Raw genomic sequence first — 17803 nt, forward strand, 5'->3', positions numbered from 1 at the left:
CCTGCGCGGATCGACCGCACCCGCCGCGGCGCCGACTAGACTTGCTCGTTATGGCTGACGGCCCCCTCATCGTGCAGAGCGACCGGACGGTGCTGCTGGAAGTAGCCCACCCGGATGCCGAAACCGCGCGCCACGAGCTCGCGATCTTCGCCGAGCTCGAGCGCGCCCCCGAGCACATCCACACGTACCGCATCACGCGGCTGGGGCTGTGGAACGCCCGAGCCGCCGGCCACGACGCCGACGACATGCTCGGCACGCTGGAGCGCTGGTCGCGCTTCCCGGTGCCGGCTTCGGTGTCGCTGGACCTGCGCGAGACCGTGAACCGCTACGGGCGCCTCGTGATCGAGCGCGCCGACGTCGAGGGTCACGGCGAGGGCGTGCTGGTGCTGCGCTCGACGGATGCCGCGGTGCTGTCGGAAGTCTCGCGCAACAAGCGCATCAACCCGCTGCTGATCGGCCACCCCGCTCCGGACACGTTCGTGGTGGACGCCTGGGCGCGCGGTCACATCAAGCAGGAGCTGCTGAAGATCGGCTGGCCCGCCGAAGACCACGCCGGGTACACGCCCGGGACTCCCCACCCGATCGACCTCGCCGAAGACGGCTGGACGCTGCGGCCCTACCAGCGCACCGCGGTGGACACCTTCCACGAGGGCGGTTCCGGAGTCGTGGTGCTCCCCTGTGGTGCCGGCAAGACGCTCGTCGGGGCCGGAGCGATGGCCGAGACCAAGACCACGACGCTGATCCTGGTGACCAACACCGTGAGCGCCCGGCAGTGGCGCGATGAGCTGCTCAAGCGCACCAGCCTCACCGCGGAGGAGATCGGCGAGTACTCCGGCCAGGTCAAGGAGATCAAGCCGGTCACGATCGCGACCTACCAGATCCTCACCGCCAAGCGCGCCGGCCAGTACGCGCACCTGTCGCTGCTGGACGCGCTGGACTGGGGCCTGATCATCTACGACGAGGTGCATCTGCTGCCCGCCCCGGTGTTCAAGCTGACCGCCGACCTGCAGGCCCGGCGCCGGCTCGGACTCACCGCGACGCTCGTGCGCGAGGACGGCCGCGAGGGCGACGTGTTCAGCCTGATCGGGCCGAAGCGGTTCGACGCCCCGTGGAAGGAGATCGAGGCGCAGGGCTTCATCTCCCCCGCGATCTGCTACGAAGTGCGCGTGGACCTTCCCGTCGACGAGCGGCTCGAGTACGCGGCATCCGCCGACGAGGACCGTTACCGGCTCGCGGCCACCGCGCCGGTGAAGATCGACGTCGTACGTGACCTGGTCGCGCGCCACGAGGGCGAGCAGATCCTGGTGATCGGCCAGTACCTCGACCAGATCGATGAGCTGGCCGAGGCGCTGGACGCGCCCAAGATCACCGGAGCCGTGCCCGTGGATGAGCGCGAGCGACTGTACCAGCAGTTCCGGGTCGGCGAGGTGCCGGTGCTGGTGGTCTCGAAGGTCGCGAACTTCTCGATCGACCTGCCCGAGGCATCCGTCGCCATCCAGGTGTCGGGGTCGTTCGGCTCCCGTCAGGAGGAGGCCCAGCGCCTCGGGCGCCTGCTGCGTCCCAAGACCAACGGTCACACCGCGAGCTTCTACACCCTGATCGCGCGCGACACCGTCGACCAGGACTTCGCACAGAACCGGCAGCGGTTCCTCGCCGAGCAGGGCTACTCGTACACGATCCTCGACGCGGACCAGGTCGCCGCGGCCTGAGGCGCGCGCGTCCCGGCGGCGGAATTCAGGCTGTCGAGCAGATTCGGCCCCGAAATTGCCGGTTTCCCGCCGCTCAGCCTGAATTCCGCCGCGGGGGCGCCGCGCACCCGGCCCGCGGCCGCGCCCGCAACCACCCGCCGCCCCGCACCCGCCCTGTGCCGAAATGCGGGGATCCGCCCGAATGCGGGCCCTCAGCGCCCAGGCATCCGCATCCCGGCAGATCCCCTCACTCCGGCAAACCCGACCCCGACGTGCCCCGGGTGCCGACGAGCCACGCATACCCGTGCGGCCCCAGCCGCACGCCGTGGTGGTGGATGCCGGTGAGCACATCCGTGCCGGACAGCGCCGGCAATTCCAGGTGGTCGCCGCTGACGTTGGTCACGGCCACGACCTCGTCGGGCGTCCCCGCGGCGCGGCGGATCACCACCACCCGCTCGTCCAGCCGCTCCACGCGCTGCGCGGCGAAGGGTGACAGCCCCGGCAGCCCTCGACGGGCCGCGAGCAGCCCGCGGAGCCCCTGAAGCATCCCCGCCCGTCGCGGCGACGAGCTCACCTCGGCCCGCAACCGATCGGCATCCAGCACCTCACGGTTGATGCGGCGCGGGATGCCGGACTGTTCCATTCCCGCGCGGTCCTGCCCCGAGCCCAGCAGCGAGTGGTAGTAGATCGCGGGCACGCCCACCACCGACAGCAGGATCGCGTGGGCCGCGAGTCCGCGCGCCACGGCGTCACCGTCGGGGTCGGCGGAATCCGGCGACACGAGCGCGTCGAGGTAGTTCGTGTTCAGTTCGTACACGCCGCTCGTGCCGTCGGGGCGCCACGCCAGCGACACCTGGCCGCCGCGGGCGAGAGTGCGCTCCACGAGCAGCGCGCGGTCGTCGTCGGTGAGCAGCCCCTCCGTCGGCCGCAGCCCGATGCCGTCGTGGCTCGCGAGAAAGTTGAACCACGTGGCGCTGTCGCTGACCGGCCCGATGCCGCTCGCCCACTCCGTCAGCACCGTGGCGCGCCCGGTGACGAACGCGTGCAGCACGAGCGGCGGCAGCGCGAACTGGTAGACCATGTGCGCCTCGTCGGACCCGTCACCGAAGTAGCGCACGTTGTCGGCGTGCGGCACGTTCGTCTCGGTCAGCAGCAGGATGCCCGGGGCCAGCGCATCCACGAGCGCACGCCAGATGCGGACGACGGCATGCGTCTGCGGCAGGTGGATGCAGGTGGTGCCGGGTTCCTTCCACAGAAACCCGATGGCGTCCAGCCGCACCGTCGTCGCCCCGCGCGCGAGGTACCCGAGCAGCACGTCGGTCAGCTCCAGCAGCACCGCCGGGGTGCGCGGGTCGACGTCGACCTGGTCGGGCCCGAAGGTCGTCCAGGCACGCGCGGTGGTGCCGTCGGGTAGCGGATACTCGTGGACGAGTGGAGTCGTGCGGGGCCGAACCACCCGGGAGACATCGAAGTCGGCGCCGGGGTCGAGGAAGTACCCGGCGTATCGCGGGTCGCCGGCGAGCCACCCCCGGAACCACGCGCTCGCGGACGAGACGTGGTTGGCAACGAAGTCCAGCGCCAACGCGTGGTCGGTGCGCAGGTCGGCGACGTCGTCCCACGACCCGAGGTCGGGATTCACCTGCCGGTGGTCGACGACCCCGAACCCGTCGTCGGAGGTCCAGGGGTAGATCGGCAGCAGGTGCACGTCGGTGACGGCGTCGCCCACGTGCTCGCGCAGCACCTCGGCCAGCGTGTGCAGCGGCGCCTGACCCTCCCGACGGAACGCATCCCCGTAGGTGATGAGGTAGGCGCTCCCCTGGTCTGGCCGGGGGCGCCCCGCGCCGCGCAGGGCGGGCGTCCACCGCTCAACGAGGGAGAGCAGGCCCGCCAGCACCTCCGGGCCGTCGGAAGCATAGAGCTGCGTCACCAGCGGCGCGAGCCGGTCGCGCAACGCCGCGGCATCCACGTCGGTCATCCGCGCGCTCCCGCGCTAGCCCTTCTCGGCGCCGGCGGTGAGGCCGCCGACGAGCAGGCGCTCCGACGCGAAGAACAGCACGATGATCGGCAGCGTCAGGATGACCGACCCCGCCATCAGCACGGTCGTGGGCACCTCGATGCTGCCCGACAGCTGCGACAGCCCGAGCGACACCGTCCACGAGTCGCGCTTTTCCACCAGGAACAGCAACGCGAACAGGAACTCGTTCCACGCGATCATGAAGATGAACAGGCCGTTGGAGACGATCGCCGGCATCGCCAGCGGCAGGCTGATGCGGCGCATGGTCTGCAGGCGGTTGCATCCGTCGATCGCGGCGGCCTCCTCGAGCGACACCGGGATCGTGGCGAAGTAGTTGCGCAGCGTGTAGATCGACACGGCGACCACCTGCGAGACGTAGACGATCAGCAGCCCGAAGAGCGACCCGCGCAGCCCGATCTGCGTGAAGAACACGAACAGCGGAACGGCGAGCAGGATGCTGGGGAAGAAGTACACCGCCAGGAACAGTCCCGACACCTGGCGGCGGCCGAAGAAGTTCAGCCGGCTGATGGCATACGCCCCGGGGATCGCCACCAGCAGTGTCACCGCGACGGTGCCGAGCGCCACCAGCAGCGAGTTGCGCATGAAGACGACGAACCCCTGGCCACCCTCGGACACCGGCGCCAGCACCTCGATGTAGCTGGCCAGGTTGAGCTCGTCGATCGAGATCCACAGCGCGCCGGGGTTCTGCAGCAGCGAGTCGAGCGACCGGAAGCTCAGCAGCACCATGTAGTAGAACGGCACCACGGCGGCCAGCAGCAGGAGGACGATGACGACCGGGCGCAGGATGCCGAAGAGGGCGATCTCGAACCGGTCGCGGCCGACGCCCCGTGCGTGGGCCTGCGTGGCGGCGGGCGGCTTGCCGACGGCGGTGGTCATGCCTGTTCCTCCTGCCGGCCGAACAGTTTCAGGTACGCCCAGACCAGTAGCGCCAGGATGCCGGCGAGCACGAGTGCCTGCGCCGCCGCGGCGCCGATATCGCCGCGCGCGGTGAGGTAGTCGAACACCCGCACCGACACGACCTCCGTGCCCGCGCCGCCGCCGGTGAGCAGGTAGATGTCGTCGAAGTTGTTGAAGGTCCAGATGAACCGCAGCACGCTGAGCACCGCGATGGTGGGCAGCAGCTGCGGCAGCAGGATGTGCCGGAAGCGCTGAGTGGGGGTGGCCCCGTCGATGCGGGCGGCCTCCTCGAGCACGGCGGGCACGGCCTGCAGGCGTGCGGTGAGGAAGAGGAACGCGAAGGGGAAGGAGCGCCACCCCTCGAAGCAGATGACGGTGATCAGCGCGATGGGCAGCTCCACCTCCCACCCGAAGATCGACACCGGCAGGGCGCGGTCGGACAGGAACGCCACCGGCTCCTCCCACCCGAGCACGGTGGTGCCGAACCAGTTCACGATGCCGTATTGCGCGTTCAGCGCGGTCGACCAGACGAAGGTGGCCGCCACGACCGGTGCGACGTACGGCAGCAGCAGCGAGGCGCGGATGAGGCCCCGCCCGCGGAACGGGGCGCGCAGTGCGAGCGCGGCGATGAGCCCGATGCCGATCGCCAGTGCCGTGCCGCAGACGGAATACACCACCGTCGTCCACAGCGCCTGCAGGAACCCGGGCGAGGTGAGGACGTTGACGAAGTTCTCCAGGGTGTACTCGCCGAAGAACCCGGTGCCGCGGATGTTGATCAGGCGCACGTCCTGGAACGCCAGCGCAATGGCCCACAGGATCGGCAGCACCACCGCGACCAGCACGATGATGAGGGTCGGGGAGATCAGCAGCAGCCCGGCGCGGTTCTCCTCCGCACCCCGGCGCGTCCGACGGCCGCGTCGCGCGGGCGCGGGTGCCTCCGGTGGACCGGGGGCCGCGCCGACCAGGCCCGGCCCGCCGGCCACCTGGGTCACTGGATCGACTCCGCGACGGCGCGCACCGCCTCAGCGGCGGTGGTCGCCGCCTGGGCGGGGTCATCCCCCTGGGAGACCTGGCTGACAGCCTCGGCGACGGGCAGTTCGCCCTGCAGCGCGCCCAGCAGCGTGCCCTGCCCCTGGGTTATGCCCCAGCGGGCGAGGTCTTCCGGTCCGGCGGCGACGGCTTCGAGCACCTCGGGGGCATAGAAGTCCGACAGCGGCGCCTTGGTGTCCACCCCGGCGGGCAGCGTGCTCCACATGTCGGCGTACAGCGTGGGCTCGTCGGCGGTTCCGGTGCGCACCGGCACCTTGCCCTCCGGGGCGATCGCGATCCACGGCTCGTAGCCGTCGGTCATCATGTACTCGATGAACGCCTGCGACGACTCGGTCTCGGCGCCGTCGGTGATCGTCCACGACGTGATCTCGCCGAACTGCGCCGGCGCGTCGGCGTCGGGACCGGCGATCGCGGTGACCACACCGGTGTTGGCAGCGAGGAACGCCGGATCCTCGACGCACTCCGGGCACGACGGCTTGGCATCCTCGCGCAGCCCGGCCAGCTCGTCCAGCACGAAGCTCGACCAGATGAACATCGCCGCATCCCCGGCGAAGTAGGTCGCGCGCGTGGTGTCCACATCCTGCGCCCCGGGCACCGAGTAGTTGGTCACCAGGTCGCCGTAGAAGTCGAACGCCGCCACACAGGCATCCGAATCCAGCTGCGTCTCGCCGTCGGAGTCGACCAGCTCGCAGCCGTTGCCGAGCGCGATGTGCTCGAAAGTCTGCTCGGTGAACGCGTCGCCGGGGGCGGTCGCGCCGACGAAACCGGCCACCTCGTCGCTGTCCAGCGCCGCGGCTGCTTCGAGGATCGCGTCGTAGGAGTCGGGGGCATCGAGCCCGGCCGCCTCGAACAGGTCGGTGCGGTAGTACAGCATCTGCGTCCACGACTCGCTCGGCACGGCGAGCTGGGTGTCACCATCCGCGGTCAGCTCGAGGGCCTTCGCGGAGAAGGTGGCCGGGTCGAGCGTGTCGATGACGCTCGCGACCGCGTCGGGGTCGATCAGCTCGTTGGCCGAGAGCGTGCGCACCTGCGGCAGCGAGATGCCGCCGATGACGTCGGGCAGGTCGCCCGCGGCAGCAGCCGACGTGATGAGCTGACTGAACTGGTCCTCGGCGACCGAGACCAGTTCCACCTCGACGCCGCTCTCCTCCGAGAAATCGTCGACGATCGCCTGCGTCGCCGCGACCCGGTCGGGCAGGTCCTCCTGCACCCAGAAGGTCAGGGTCCCGCCGTCGCCCCCATCGCCGTTGTCGTCCGAAGCGGTGCACCCGCCGAGCACGAGTGCGGCCGTGATCGCCGAGATGGTCACTGTTATGGCACGAATCTTCACCATGCGCCTCCTTGCGCTGGATGCTGCCGAACACACGTCCCGGGACGCGTTATGCGTAGAAGCTAGGGGTGTCCGCCGCCGCCGTCAACGCCGCGCGCGACGCGTAACCCCCAGCCGCGGCCGTGCGTGCCGCGGCCCGCCGCACGCCCAGGAGGCCCCGGCCCACCCACGCCGCAACGACGGGATCGGCCGGAATGCGGGCCCTCCCCGCCCCAGCATCCGCATTCCGGCAGATCTCCTCACCCCGGCAACAGTCCCGCGGCGCGCGGCCGACCGCCGGCACCGGCGCCGCCCTCGCCGTCAGCGGTGTGCGGACTGCGGCCCCCGCCCGAACCAGTCGACGGCGAGCTCGACGACGGCGTCCGGCGCGTCGTCGGTGATGAAATGGGCGGCGTCGTCCACGAACGCCAGTTCGAACCGTTCGGCGGAGCGTTCGTGGTCGCGGCACATGCCGCGCACCGTCGGCTCGGTGAACGGGTCGTCCAGCCGGCCGAAGGCGACGAGGGTGGGCGGCTGCAGCCGTCGGCGCTTGTAGTAGGTCCCCACCAGCCGGGGAAGCTCGGGCGTGATCATGCCGAGCACCACGGCACGGCCCATGCCACGGATCTCGGGCCGCTGCTCGACGCGCAGGTACCCATCGAGGGTCTCTTCGGTCATCGGCCGCACCGTGTACGGCGGGGCGAGAAGCCATCGCAGCGAGCGGTCGGGGCTGCTCATTATCAGCGACGGGTAATGGCGGAACGCGGGGACGATCTTCGGGGTGAACCGCATGAACCCCGGCGGAACCGAGAGCTGCACCAGGGTGCGCACCCGCTCCGGATGGGCGTAGGCGAGGTGCATACCCGTGAGGGCCCCGAGGTCGTGGGTCAGCACGTCGGCGCGCGCGACGCCGAGCGCGTCCAGCAGCGCGAGGACGTCGTGCATGCGGGTCTCATGACGAATGCGCGGGTCGTCGGCTGACGTCCAGCCCGCACCGCGCAGGTCCGGACAGATGACGCGGTAGCCCCGCCGTGCTATCGCCGGCGCGACCTCCCGCCACTGCCACCAGTGCTGCGGGAAACCGTGCAGCAGCAGCACCGGCGGCCCCTCACCGACGAGGGCGACATGGCTTCGCAGCCCCGGTGTCTCGATGACGACGTGCTCGAACCCCGCAGCCTGCGGCAGCGGCGGCACCCACGCCACCGTTCCGGCCGACGGCCCGCCCGCGTGCGACGCATCCATGGCTCGACTCCTCTCACGACGGTCCCGCGACGGGCGGAACCGCACTGTTCGCACGCAGAATACTACGTTCATAGTGCCCTGTCACTAGAAACGTCGTAGTACCCTCGCAGCGTGAGCAGCACCCGACTCCGTGCCCTGCACGCCGCCGTCGAGCTCGTCGGCGGTGAGGGGATCCGCGCCCTCACGCACGGACGGGTGGATGCCGCGGCAGCACTGCCGCCGGGGTCGACGTCGAACCACTTCCGCACCCGCGCAGCGCTCGTCACCGGGGTCATCGAGTGGATCGCCGCCGAGGAGCGCGCCGACGCCGGTCTGCCCAGCATCCGTACGCGGGATGATCTCGTCGCCGGGTTCACCCGCATGATCGAGGTGCAATCGGGCCCTCAGATACTGCGCACCCGAGCGCGGTACGCGTTGTTCCTCGAGGCGGACGCCGAGGCCGCGCAGCCACTCCTCGAGCAGCGCGCGGTGTTCGAGGCCTGGATACGCGGGATCCTGCGAGACCTGGGCGGTGAGGCCGCCGAACGGCAGACGAGGTTCCTCATGGCTACGGCGGAGGGAGCGCTGCTGCACCGGATGACGGTCGATCCCGACGCACCGGTCGAGGCGGTGATCGCGCGGGCAGTGGATGCCGCGCTGGCCGCGTAGACCACCCGGACGGGTGCGGGATGCCAGCCGCTCCGGCCGACGTCCAGACAGCACGTGGGTTCGATGGCCATAATGAGGGCATGACCGCTCCGCGCATTCTTGTCGTCGACGACGAGCCGAACATCCGCGACCTGCTGATCACGAGCCTGCGTTTCGCCGGTTTCCAGGTGCGCGCCGTCGCCAACGGCGCCCAGACCATCTCGGCCGTCCTCGAAGAAGAGCCCGACCTGATCGTGCTGGATGTCATGCTGCCCGACATGAATGGGTTCAGCGTCACCAAGCGGCTCCGCGGCGCCGGCTACACCGCCCCGATCCTGTTCCTCACCGCGAAGGACGAGACCGAGGACAAGATCACCGGCCTCAACGCCGGCGGCGACGACTACGTCACCAAGCCCTTCAGCCTCGACGAGATCGTCGCCCGCATCCAGGCGATCCTGCGCCGCACGATGCAGGCCGACGAGGAGTCGATCATCCGCGCCGGCGAACTGACGATGGACCAGGACACCCACGACGTGCTCGTCGGCGACGTGTCGATCGACCTGTCCCCCACCGAGTTCAAGCTGCTGCGCTACCTCATGCTCAACCCCAACCGGGTGCTCAGCAAGGCGCAGATCCTCGACCACGTGTGGGAGTACGACTTCAACGGGGATGCCGGAATCGTGGAGAGCTACATCTCCTACCTCCGCCGCAAGATCGACCCGCACTCCTCCGAACCCCTGATCCAGACCAAGCGCGGTTTCGGCTACATGCTCAAGGCCGGCAAGTCCGCGTGAGCCGGTGGCGATAGCAGCCCACGCGGGTAAGAACGATGCGCTGACCAGTTGGTGGCGCAGCGTCAGCCTGCGTGCCAAGGTCACCGGGGTCACCGTCGCGGTGCTGGCCATCGGGCTCGTCTCGGCCGGCGTCGGCACGTTGGCGTTCCTGCGCAACACGCTCGCGGCGAACCTCGACGCGCAGGTGCAGCAGCTGGCCGTGACGGATGCCGTCAGCAGCATGTTCACCGGAACGGTCACCGAGACCGGCCACGACTTCGAGGTGCGCTCGGATGCCACCGCCTACTTCGTGGCCATCTACGGTCCCGACGGCTCCTTCCTCACCAGCGGCGGCGGCAACGGCGCACCCGAGCCCGTCTTTCCGGCGAGCTTCACGCTGGCCGACGCCACGATCTACGGCCCCAACACGGTGTTCGACCTCGCCAACAGCGAAGGCGGCCCCGCCTACCGCGCCGCCGTCGGGGTGGAGGACACCGCCGCCGGCGCCTTCTACACCCAGCTCGTGGCCCTGCCCACGGCGCCCAACGAACGCTTCCTCGCGTCGTTCCTCGGGATCTACAGCTTCCTCGCGCTGATCACGGTGATAGCGAGCGCCTTCCTGGTGCGATGGATCGTCACCCTCACGTTCCGCAGCCTCGGGCAGGTGGAGGCGACAGCGGATGCGATCGCGGCGGGAGACTTCAGCCTGCGCATGACCGACATCGAACCGGCCACCACCGAGGTCGGGCGATTGAAGACGGCGATCAACGCGATGCTGGGCCGCATCGATGCCGCACTGTCCGAACGCGATGCCACCGTGAACCAGATGCGCCGGTTCATCGGGGACGCCAGCCACGAGCTGCGCACCCCGCTGGTCACGGTGCGCGGCTACGCGGAGCTGTACCGCATGGGCGCGATCTCGGGCGAGGAGCAGGTCGCCCAGTCGATGGACCGCATCGAGAAGGAAGCGATCCGGATGGGGGTGCTGGTCGAGGACCTGCTGGCCCTGGCCCGACTCGACGAGCGCCGCGACCTCGCGTTCGCGCCCATCGACCTGCGCCCCATCGCCCGCGACGCCGCGCTGGACGCCCGCGCAGCATCGCCGCTTCGCACCGTGACCGTGCTAGACACCACCGCCGCCACCGGGACCATTCCTCGTCCGGCATCCGTCACCGAGCACGACCAGCCACACCCGCATCGCCGGCGCGGCGCGACCGCTCCGGGCACCGGACTGGCCGGCGCGACGCTGTCGCTGCTGCGCCGCAAGCCGCGGCACCCCAACCACGAGCAGGATGCCGCTACGGAGCCGGTGACCACCGTGCCGCTGGCCGGCGCTGTGCTGGCCCCGATCGTACTGGGCGATGAGAACCGCATCCGGCAGGTGGTGACGAACCTGCTGGGCAACGCCCGCCGGTACAGCCCCGAGGACTCCCCCATCGAGCTCACCGTCGGCATTGATCGCCAGGCCGGCATGGGGTGGATCGCCGTGAGCGACCACGGTGAGGGCGTACCCCCGCAGATCCGCGACAAGATCTTCCAGCGGTTCTGGCGTGCCGACACGTCGCGCACACGCGAGACCGGCGGCTCCGGACTCGGCCTGTCGATCGTCGCGGCCATCGTCGAGGCCCTGCACGGCTCGATCGAGGTCGGCGACACCCCCGGCGGCGGTGCGACGTTCCGCGTGGCGTTCCCCCTCGCCCGCACCCGCGACGCGGCGGAGCACCTGCAGATCGACACGCAGCCGATGCCGCGGCTCACCGATCCCGAGGCCTGACGCCTCCTCCCCAGCACCCGGGCCCCGCGACGGATCCCCGGTTCGGCCGATCGCGGCATCCGCGGTGCGCGTGGGCGCCGTAGCGTGGCGGCATCCGCTCGGAAGGAGCACCCCATGCCGATCTATTCCGTCGACAGCGACGCCGTCCTCACCGCCACCGCGGCCGTCCGCGGCACCGCCGACCGCCTCGCCGGCGAGACCTCGGCGATGCTCGCCCAGCTCACCGCGCTGCAGTCGTCGTGGACCGGGACTGCCGCCCTGGGCTTTCAAGCCGTGATCGACCGCTGGCGGGCCACCCAGCGCGAGGTGGAGGCGACCCTCGCCGACATCAGCACGGCGCTGGCGACCGCCGGTCAGCAGTACGCGCAGACCGAGGCCACGACGGCGGGCCTGTTCCGGTAGCCCGCACGTACGACGAAGGGCCCCTCCACATGGGAGGGGCCCTTCGTTTACGTCAGACTCTGATCAGATCAGAAATCCATGCCACCCGACGGGTCACCGGCCGGAGCGGCCGACTTCTCGGGCTTCTCGGCGACGACGACCTCGGTCGTCAGGAACAGGCCGGCAATGGATGCGGCGTTCTGCAGCGCCGAGCGGGTCACCTTGGCGGGGTCGATGATGCCCTGTGCGAACAGGTCACCGTACTCGCCGGTCGCGGCGTTGAGGCCGTGACCCAGGGGAAGACCTGCCACCTTGTTGGCGACAACACCGGGCTCCATGCCTGCGTTCAGAGCGATCTGCTTCAGCGGAGCCTGGATCGCGACGCGCACGATGTTCGCGCCGGTAGCCTCGTCACCGGTCAGCTCGAGGGCGTCGAGCGCCTTCTTGCCGGCCTGGATGAGGGCGACACCGCCACCGGCGACGACACCCTCTTCGACGGCTGCCTTCGCGTTGCGCACGGCGTCCTCGATGCGGTGCTTGCGCTCCTTGAGCTCGACCTCGGTGGCCGCGCCGGCCTTGATGACGGCGACGCCACCGGCCAGCTTGGCCAGACGCTCCTGGAGCTTCTCGCGGTCGTAGTCGCTGTCGGTGTTCTCGATCTCGCGGCGGATCTGGGTCACGCGACCCTCGATCTGAGCCGAGTCGCCGGCACCTTCGACGATGGTGGTCTCGTCCTTGGTGATGATGACCTTGCGCGCACGGCCGAGCAGGTCGGTCGTGGCGTTCTCGAGCTTGAGGCCCACCTCTTCGGTGATGACCTGGCCGCCGGTGAGGATCGCGATGTCCTGCAGCTGGGCCTTGCGACGGTCGCCGAAGCCGGGAGCCTTGACGGCAGCCGACTTGAAGATGCCGCGGATCTTGTTGAGCACCAGCGTGGCCAGAGCCTCGCCCTCGACATCCTCAGCGATGATGACGAGTTCCTTGCCCTCCTGGATCACCTTGTCGACGATCGGCAGAAGGTCCTTGATGTTCGAGATCTTCTGGTTCGCGATCAGGATGTAGGCGTCCTCGAAGACGGCTTCCTGGCGCTCGGCGTCGGTGACGAAGTAGGGGTTGATGTAACCCTTGTCGAAACGCATACCCTCGGTGAGCTCGAGCTCGGTGCCGAAGGTGTTCGACTCCTCAACGGTGACGACACCTTCCTTGCCGACCTTGTCGATCGCCTCGGCGATGAGCGCGCCGATCGATGCGTCAGCGGCCGAGATCGACGCGGTGGCAGCGATCTGCTCCTTGGACTCGACCTCCTTGGCGGATGCGAGCAGCTCGGCCGTGATGGCCTCGACGGCCTTCTCGATGCCGCGCTTGAGCGAGATCGGGTCGGCGCCGGCGGCGACGTTACGCAGGCCCTCGCGGACCAGTGCCTGGGCGAGAACGGTGGCGGTGGTGGTGCCGTCGCCCGCGACGTCGTCAGTCTTCTTGGCGACCTCCTTGACGAGCTCTGCGCCGATCTTCTCGTACGGGTCGTCGAGTTCGATCTCCTTGGCGATCGAGACGCCATCGTTGGTGATCGTGGGAGCGCCCCACTTCTTTTCGAGCACGACGTTGCGACCGCGCGGGCCGAGCGTCACCTTGACGGCGTCAGCCAGAATGTTCAGGCCGCGCTCGAGGCCACGACGAGCCTCTTCGTCGAAAGCGATGATCTTTGCCATGTGTGTGTCGTCCCTCCCGGACGTAGGAATGTCTTTTAGCACTCAACAGGAGTGAGTGCTAAGCCATTCTGGCACTCACCCCAGGCGAGTGCAAGCCACGACGGGCGCGTCGACACACACCGACACACCAACAGGAGGGGGCGTCAGAGGACGCGCACTGCTTCGGCCTGCGGGCCCTTCTGCCCCGACCCGACGGTGAACTCGACCTGCTGGCCCTCTTCCAGCACGCGGAATCCATCCATCTCGACGTTCGAGTAATGGACGAACACGTCCTGCCCGTCGGCGCCGGTGATGAAACCGAAGCCCTTCTCAGCGTTGAACCATTTGACGGTGCCGTTGGCCATGCGAATCTCCTGTTGCAGTGGGACGTCGTCAGCGTAACCAGCAGTTCAGGCGGCGATTCGCCGAATCGGCAACTGTTGACGCGCGTGCATCGAAGTTTTCACACGCGCGTAACACACGGCCCCGGATCGGCCGCGTGAGGGGGCTCAGGATGCCGGTGTCGGCGTTCCGGCAGCGGTGCGGTCCAGACCCAGCACGACGGCGAGCTGGCGGGCTTCGGCGTTGTCGAGCGGCTGGTACACCACGCTCTGGGCGACGTCGGCGCCGCCGATCACCTCGGCCAGCGCGAGGGCGGCGGCCTCGTCGGCGGGGAACGGGTAGTACACCGTGGTGGTGGCGAAGTCCTCCGACCCGGCGTCGCCGGCCAGCACCAGGTCCGCCGGCCACCCGGCGGCGATGATCTCATCGCGGGTGCGGCTGGCCAGCCCCGCCTCGGGCGTGGCGTTGAGCACCAGCACGTCGTAGGTCGTATCCAGGACCGGGGTCACCACCGGCGCCGGCGCCACCGTCGGCTCGGCCGTGGGAAACAGCGTCACGCGGCCCGTGAACACGAGGGTGCCGAAGATTCCGACGGCCACGAGCACCACCGTCGCGACGGCGGCCCACAGCAGCACGACCCAGCCGCGCATGTGGGGATTCTCGGCCCGGTGCGCGCCGACGCGGCCGCTCGACGGCGGCAGCTGGTCGAAGCGATCCTTCGGGTAGGTCGGTCTCGGCACCTTGGAATGCTACCTGGCCACTCGAGGGCTCATCGCGACGCGGGCGCGACGGGCCTGCTCCCGGGCGTCGCGGATGCGGCGCAATCGCGCCACCATCATCGGGTCGTACTCGAGCGCTTCCGGGGTGTCGATGAGCCGCCCCAGCAGCTGGTAGTACCGCGCCGGCGACAGGCCGAGGTGGGCGTGGATCGCCTCCTCCTTCACCGGCCCGTGCCGGGACCAGCCCGACTCGAAGTCGAGGATCGCGCGATCGCGAGGAGTAAGGGGCACGCATCCACGCTAACGCGGGAGCGTTGCTTCCTCGGCGCGCCACTCCAGCCAGCCGCCGAGCGGGTCGGCCGCGGCGAGCACCTCGCCGTCGAGGGCGACGGCGAAGCCGCCCGGCCAGGCATCCAGGTCGATCGGCCGCGTCCATCCGTCGTGCAGCCCGGGCGCGTCGATCGTGACCCAGCGTCCCGCCGCCCGAGCGGCCGCGATGGCCGCCTGGCGACGAGCCCACGGAATGTGGGCGAGCACGCCGGGGGTCGTGACGACGAGGGTCGTCTCCGGCGGGGCCAGGGCCGCGACGCGGGCGATCGTGTCGGCGGCGTCCCCGGCGACCAGCATCGGCGGGTCGGATGCCGCGAGGGCGAGGGCATCGCGCACGCGCGCGGCGCGCCCCGCCTCCCCCGGCCACACCAGACCGGTCAGCCATGCCTCGGTCTGCGGGTCGCCCGGATCCAGCGGGGCCAGGTCGATGCCGGCCCGCCACACCACGTCGGGAAGCGCCAGCGGCGGCATCCGCTCCCCGCGCAGCTCGCACTCCAGCGTCACCGGCGACGCACCGGCGATGGGGTCGAGGGCCGCCACCGTGCCGTCGGGGCGGCGGTAGCGGTAGCCGTAGCGGTCGGGGTACAGACACAGCCCGGCGCTCGCGCCCACTTCGAGCAGGGCGATGGGGCCGGGGATCAGCGCGAGGGCCGGGAGCAGCACGGCGCAGCGCAGCGGTTCGTTGGTCTGCAGGCTGCGCCGCCCGCACTCCGCGATGACATCGTCGGCGTGCGCGTGCAGCCAGGTCGCCCAGTCCGGGTAGCCGGATTCGGGTGCGCCCAGCAGCCGGGTCACGGCGAACACGAGCGGGGGCTGACGGTGCGTCGCGGGGATGCGGGCCAGCAGCTCCTGCGTGCCTGGTTCGGCGGCGATTCCGGCGGCCCACTCCCGGTACAGCTCGGACCGGCCGGGCGCCTCGTCGCGAGCGAAGCGGGCGTAACGGTCGCGGACGGCGGCGGCGGCATCCGGCTCTGAACTCACCTCCCGATTGTGCCCGATCGGAACACACCGCCGCCTGGTCGGGTTGAATGGAGGGGAGAAGGAGCGACAAATGACTTACGCAGTGAGCAAGAACGACGACCAGTGGCGCGAAGAGCTCGCCCCCGAGCAGTACGCAGTGCTGCGGGAAGCTGCGACCGAGCGCCCGTGGACGGGTGAACTGCTCGATGAAAGCCGCGCGGGCCTGTACGCCTGCGCCGCCTGCGGGGCGGAGCTGTTCCAGAGCGGCACGAAGTTCGACTCCCACTGCGGGTGGCCGAGCTTCTACGAGTCGGTGCGGCCCGAGGCGGTCGAACTGGTCGAGGACAACGCCCACGGCATGGTGCGCACAGAGGTGCGCTGCGCGAGCTGCGGCTCCCACCTGGGGCACGTGTTCCCCGACGGTTTCGGCACGCCCACTGGCGACCGGTACTGCATGAACTCCGTCGCGCTGCAGTTCAGCCCGCAGGAGACCCCGGAAGACCAGGGGTGAGCGCACTCGAGGCGATGCGCCGTCGTCGGTCCGTGTCGAAGGTGACCGACGACGCGCCCACCCACGATGAGCTGCTCGAACTCGTCGCCGCCGCCGGTCGCGTGGCCGACCACTCCGAACTGAAGCCGTGGCGGCTGATCGAACTGCGCGGCGACGACCGGGAGACGCTGGGCCGGGCGATCAACAAGGCCGAGGGTGAGAAGGGCGCGTCGTCCAAGCCGCTGCGCGCGCCGCTGCTGGTGGCCGTGGTCGCCAGCTACCGCAAGAGCGAGAAGGTCCCCCGCTGGGAGCAGGAGGCGGTGGCATCCGGCGTCGCGCACGCTCTCAGTCTGCTGCTGGACGAAGCGGGCTGGGGCGTCATCTGGCGCAGCGGCCACTACACGCGCGCCAAGGCCGTCGCGAAGGCGCACGGGCTGAAGAAGAACGAGCAGCTGCTGGGCTGGCTCTACGTCGGCGGCAAGCCGGAGCGCTCGCGCGAGTCACGTGACAAGGTCATCGACGCGGCAGCGTTCGTCAGCCGGATGCCGCAGCGCAAGACCGCGGCGATGTGACGGTGTCACCTGGCGCGTCGACGCCAGGGCACCGCCGCGACCGCGACCGACGCGAGCGCGACGGCGACCATCGCCAGCGAGGCGCCGACGCTGGGCCCGGCGGGAGCAGGCCACAGCGCGTCGAGCACGAGTGACGCCGCCAGCTGGCCCACGATCGATGCCAGGCCGAGCAGCAGCACGCCGGTGTGCACCACCAGCGCCGCGCCGAGGAAGATGTAGCAGACGCCCAGCGCGCCGCCCAGGTAGAGCCAGGGGTTCGTGGGGAAGGGCGCCGGCGGGCCCGCGACGGCGACGTGCACGCCCGCGACGACCAGCAGGCACAGCGTCCCGCCGATGAAGTTGACCACCGTCGCCGTGAGCGGCGTTCCCACCCGCTGGCGCAGCCGTCCGTTCGTCGCCTGCTGCCAGGCGATCCCGACTCCTGCCGCGAACGGCAGCAGCAGCATCCACAGCGGGACCTCGACGGTCCGCCCGGTGAGCGCGATGCCCACGGCGACGAGTGCGAGCACTCCCCCGGCGACCCGGCCCGGCGTGACGGCCACGACGCCGGAGGGGCCGTATCCGGCGCGATCCAGCACGAGCCCGCACACGGTCTGGCCGGCGACGACGCCGACGGTGAACAGCGAGACGCCGATGATGCCGACCGCCAGTCCCTGCGTGGCGACGGTGAGCGCTCCGGCAGCGCCGCCGCACAGCATCCAGAACGGGATACGCCGTTCCCGGACCCCGGATGCCAGGCGCGCGAACCCGCGTCGGCCCGCCGGAAGCGCCGCAGACAGCACGACCAGGATCACCAGCCCGGAGCCGAACGAGACGAGCGCGGCCACCAGACCGTCTTCCAGCCGCACACCGAGTTGACCGTTGACCCGGGCCTGCAGCGCCGTCATCACCCCGATGAGCACGGCGCCGGCCAGCGCCATCCAGAC

The 17803-nt window shown here is 70.3% G+C and carries 18 protein-coding genes; 7 read left to right on the plus strand and 11 right to left on the minus strand.

What is annotated here, in order from left to right; all coding sequences use genetic code 11:
- The first annotated feature begins 50 nt into the window (after positions 1-50).
- Positions 51-1709: a DNA repair helicase XPB gene (locus NQ151_RS05285; protein WP_257508248.1), complete on the plus strand. Its 1659-nt coding sequence runs from the start codon at positions 51-53 to the stop codon at positions 1707-1709.
- A gap of 226 nt (positions 1710-1935) precedes the next feature.
- Here the strand turns inward: NQ151_RS05285 and NQ151_RS05290 are convergent, their stop codons facing one another.
- The 5 genes from NQ151_RS05290 to NQ151_RS05310 form a co-directional block, all read right to left on the minus strand.
- On the minus strand, positions 1936-3663 hold the full coding sequence (locus NQ151_RS05290; protein ID WP_257527249.1) for a sugar phosphorylase: 1728 nt from the start codon (positions 3661-3663) through the stop codon (positions 1936-1938).
- 15 nt (positions 3664-3678) lie between these two features.
- Positions 3679-4599, minus strand: a complete 921-nt coding sequence (locus NQ151_RS05295; RefSeq protein ID WP_257508246.1) for a carbohydrate ABC transporter permease — start codon at positions 4597-4599, stop codon at positions 3679-3681.
- A complete protein-coding gene (locus NQ151_RS05300) occupies positions 4596-5612 on the minus strand; it encodes a carbohydrate ABC transporter permease (RefSeq protein WP_257527251.1) in 1017 nt (338 codons plus the stop codon). Before NQ151_RS05300 ends, NQ151_RS05295 begins: the two co-directional genes overlap by 4 nt.
- Positions 5609-7003, minus strand: a complete 1395-nt coding sequence (locus NQ151_RS05305) for an ABC transporter substrate-binding protein (RefSeq protein ID WP_257527252.1) — start codon at positions 7001-7003, stop codon at positions 5609-5611. The genes NQ151_RS05300 and NQ151_RS05305 overlap by 4 nt, the downstream gene beginning before the upstream one ends.
- 297 nt (positions 7004-7300) lie before the next feature.
- Complete coding sequence (locus NQ151_RS05310) at positions 7301-8221, minus strand: alpha/beta fold hydrolase (RefSeq protein WP_257527253.1); 921 nt, start codon at positions 8219-8221, stop codon at positions 7301-7303.
- Between the two features lie 111 nt (positions 8222-8332).
- On the opposite strand from NQ151_RS05310, the gene NQ151_RS05315 reads away from it, so the two are divergent.
- The 4 genes from NQ151_RS05315 (at position 8333) to NQ151_RS05330 (ending at position 11797) form a co-directional block, all read left to right on the plus strand.
- Positions 8333-8869: a TetR/AcrR family transcriptional regulator gene (locus NQ151_RS05315; protein ID WP_257527254.1), complete on the plus strand. Its 537-nt coding sequence runs from the start codon at positions 8333-8335 to the stop codon at positions 8867-8869.
- Positions 8870-8949: 80 nt separating this feature from the next.
- Positions 8950-9642, plus strand: a complete 693-nt coding sequence (locus NQ151_RS05320) for a response regulator transcription factor (protein ID WP_257508241.1) — start codon at positions 8950-8952, stop codon at positions 9640-9642.
- Positions 9643-9646: 4 nt separating this feature from the next.
- Positions 9647-11395, plus strand: coding sequence for a sensor histidine kinase (locus NQ151_RS05325; RefSeq protein WP_257527255.1), 1749 nt, complete (start codon positions 9647-9649; stop codon positions 11393-11395).
- A 114-nt stretch (positions 11396-11509) separates the two neighbouring features.
- Positions 11510-11797 carry a WXG100 family type VII secretion target gene (locus NQ151_RS05330; protein WP_257508239.1) on the plus strand — a complete coding sequence of 96 codons (288 nt, stop codon included), beginning with the start codon at positions 11510-11512 and terminating at the stop codon, positions 11795-11797.
- A 68-nt stretch (positions 11798-11865) separates the two neighbouring features.
- On the opposite strand, the gene groL is transcribed toward NQ151_RS05330, so the two are convergent.
- The 5 genes from groL to NQ151_RS05355 form a co-directional block, all read right to left on the minus strand.
- On the minus strand, positions 11866-13485 hold the full coding sequence (gene groL / locus NQ151_RS05335; protein WP_257508238.1) for a chaperonin GroEL: 1620 nt from the start codon (positions 13483-13485) through the stop codon (positions 11866-11868).
- 143 nt (positions 13486-13628) lie between these two features.
- Positions 13629-13829, minus strand: a complete 201-nt coding sequence (locus tag NQ151_RS05340; protein ID WP_257527256.1) for a cold-shock protein — start codon at positions 13827-13829, stop codon at positions 13629-13631.
- A gap of 144 nt (positions 13830-13973) precedes the next feature.
- A complete protein-coding gene (locus NQ151_RS05345) occupies positions 13974-14546 on the minus strand; it encodes a LytR C-terminal domain-containing protein (protein WP_257508236.1) in 573 nt (190 codons plus the stop codon).
- A gap of 9 nt (positions 14547-14555) precedes the next feature.
- Positions 14556-14816: a DUF3263 domain-containing protein gene (locus tag NQ151_RS05350; protein ID WP_257508235.1), complete on the minus strand. Its 261-nt coding sequence runs from the start codon at positions 14814-14816 to the stop codon at positions 14556-14558.
- A 9-nt stretch (positions 14817-14825) separates the two neighbouring features.
- Positions 14826-15836: a DUF2332 family protein gene (locus NQ151_RS05355; RefSeq protein ID WP_257527257.1), complete on the minus strand. Its 1011-nt coding sequence runs from the start codon at positions 15834-15836 to the stop codon at positions 14826-14828.
- Between the two features lie 70 nt (positions 15837-15906).
- Between NQ151_RS05355 and msrB the strand changes: the two genes are divergently transcribed.
- Together msrB and NQ151_RS05365 are read left to right on the plus strand one after the other, a co-directional pair.
- Complete coding sequence (gene msrB, locus NQ151_RS05360; RefSeq protein WP_257527258.1) at positions 15907-16326, plus strand: peptide-methionine (R)-S-oxide reductase MsrB; 420 nt, start codon at positions 15907-15909, stop codon at positions 16324-16326.
- A 14-nt stretch (positions 16327-16340) separates the two neighbouring features.
- A complete protein-coding gene (locus NQ151_RS05365) occupies positions 16341-16877 on the plus strand; it encodes a nitroreductase family protein (RefSeq protein ID WP_257527836.1) in 537 nt (178 codons plus the stop codon).
- A gap of 5 nt (positions 16878-16882) precedes the next feature.
- Here the strand turns inward: NQ151_RS05365 and NQ151_RS05370 are convergent, their stop codons facing one another.
- On the minus strand, positions 16883-17797 hold the full coding sequence (locus tag NQ151_RS05370) for a DMT family transporter (RefSeq protein WP_257527837.1): 915 nt from the start codon (positions 17795-17797) through the stop codon (positions 16883-16885).
- Positions 17798-17803 lie beyond the last annotated feature (6 nt).

This window comes from Microbacterium sp. zg-YB36, assembly GCF_024623575.2.
GTDB lineage: Bacteria > Actinomycetota > Actinomycetes > Actinomycetales > Microbacteriaceae > Microbacterium.

Excerpts from the sequence above, each read along its gene's own strand:
- NQ151_RS05285 (WP_257508248.1), top strand. The coding sequence starts at position 51 with ATGGCTGACGGCCCCCTCATCGTGCAGAGCGACCGGACGGTGCTGCTG.
- groL (WP_257508238.1), bottom strand. The coding sequence starts at position 13,485 with ATGGCAAAGATCATCGCTTTCGACGAAGAGGCTCGTCGTGGCCTCGAG.
- msrB (WP_257527258.1), top strand. The coding sequence starts at position 15,907 with ATGACTTACGCAGTGAGCAAGAACGACGACCAGTGGCGCGAAGAGCTC.
- NQ151_RS05295 (WP_257508246.1), bottom strand. The coding sequence starts at position 4,599 with ATGACCACCGCCGTCGGCAAGCCGCCCGCCGCCACGCAGGCCCACGCA.
- NQ151_RS05365 (WP_257527836.1), top strand. The coding sequence starts at position 16,341 with ATGCGCCGTCGTCGGTCCGTGTCGAAGGTGACCGACGACGCGCCCACC.
- NQ151_RS05370 (WP_257527837.1), bottom strand. The coding sequence starts at position 17,797 with ATGGCGCTGGCCGGCGCCGTGCTCATCGGGGTGATGACGGCGCTGCAG.
- NQ151_RS05330 (WP_257508239.1), top strand. The coding sequence starts at position 11,510 with ATGCCGATCTATTCCGTCGACAGCGACGCCGTCCTCACCGCCACCGCG.
- NQ151_RS05305 (WP_257527252.1), bottom strand. The coding sequence starts at position 7,003 with ATGGTGAAGATTCGTGCCATAACAGTGACCATCTCGGCGATCACGGCC.
- NQ151_RS05320 (WP_257508241.1), top strand. The coding sequence starts at position 8,950 with ATGACCGCTCCGCGCATTCTTGTCGTCGACGACGAGCCGAACATCCGC.
- NQ151_RS05290 (WP_257527249.1), bottom strand. The coding sequence starts at position 3,663 with ATGACCGACGTGGATGCCGCGGCGTTGCGCGACCGGCTCGCGCCGCTG.
- NQ151_RS05310 (WP_257527253.1), bottom strand. The coding sequence starts at position 8,221 with ATGGATGCGTCGCACGCGGGCGGGCCGTCGGCCGGAACGGTGGCGTGG.
- NQ151_RS05340 (WP_257527256.1), bottom strand. The coding sequence starts at position 13,829 with ATGGCCAACGGCACCGTCAAATGGTTCAACGCTGAGAAGGGCTTCGGT.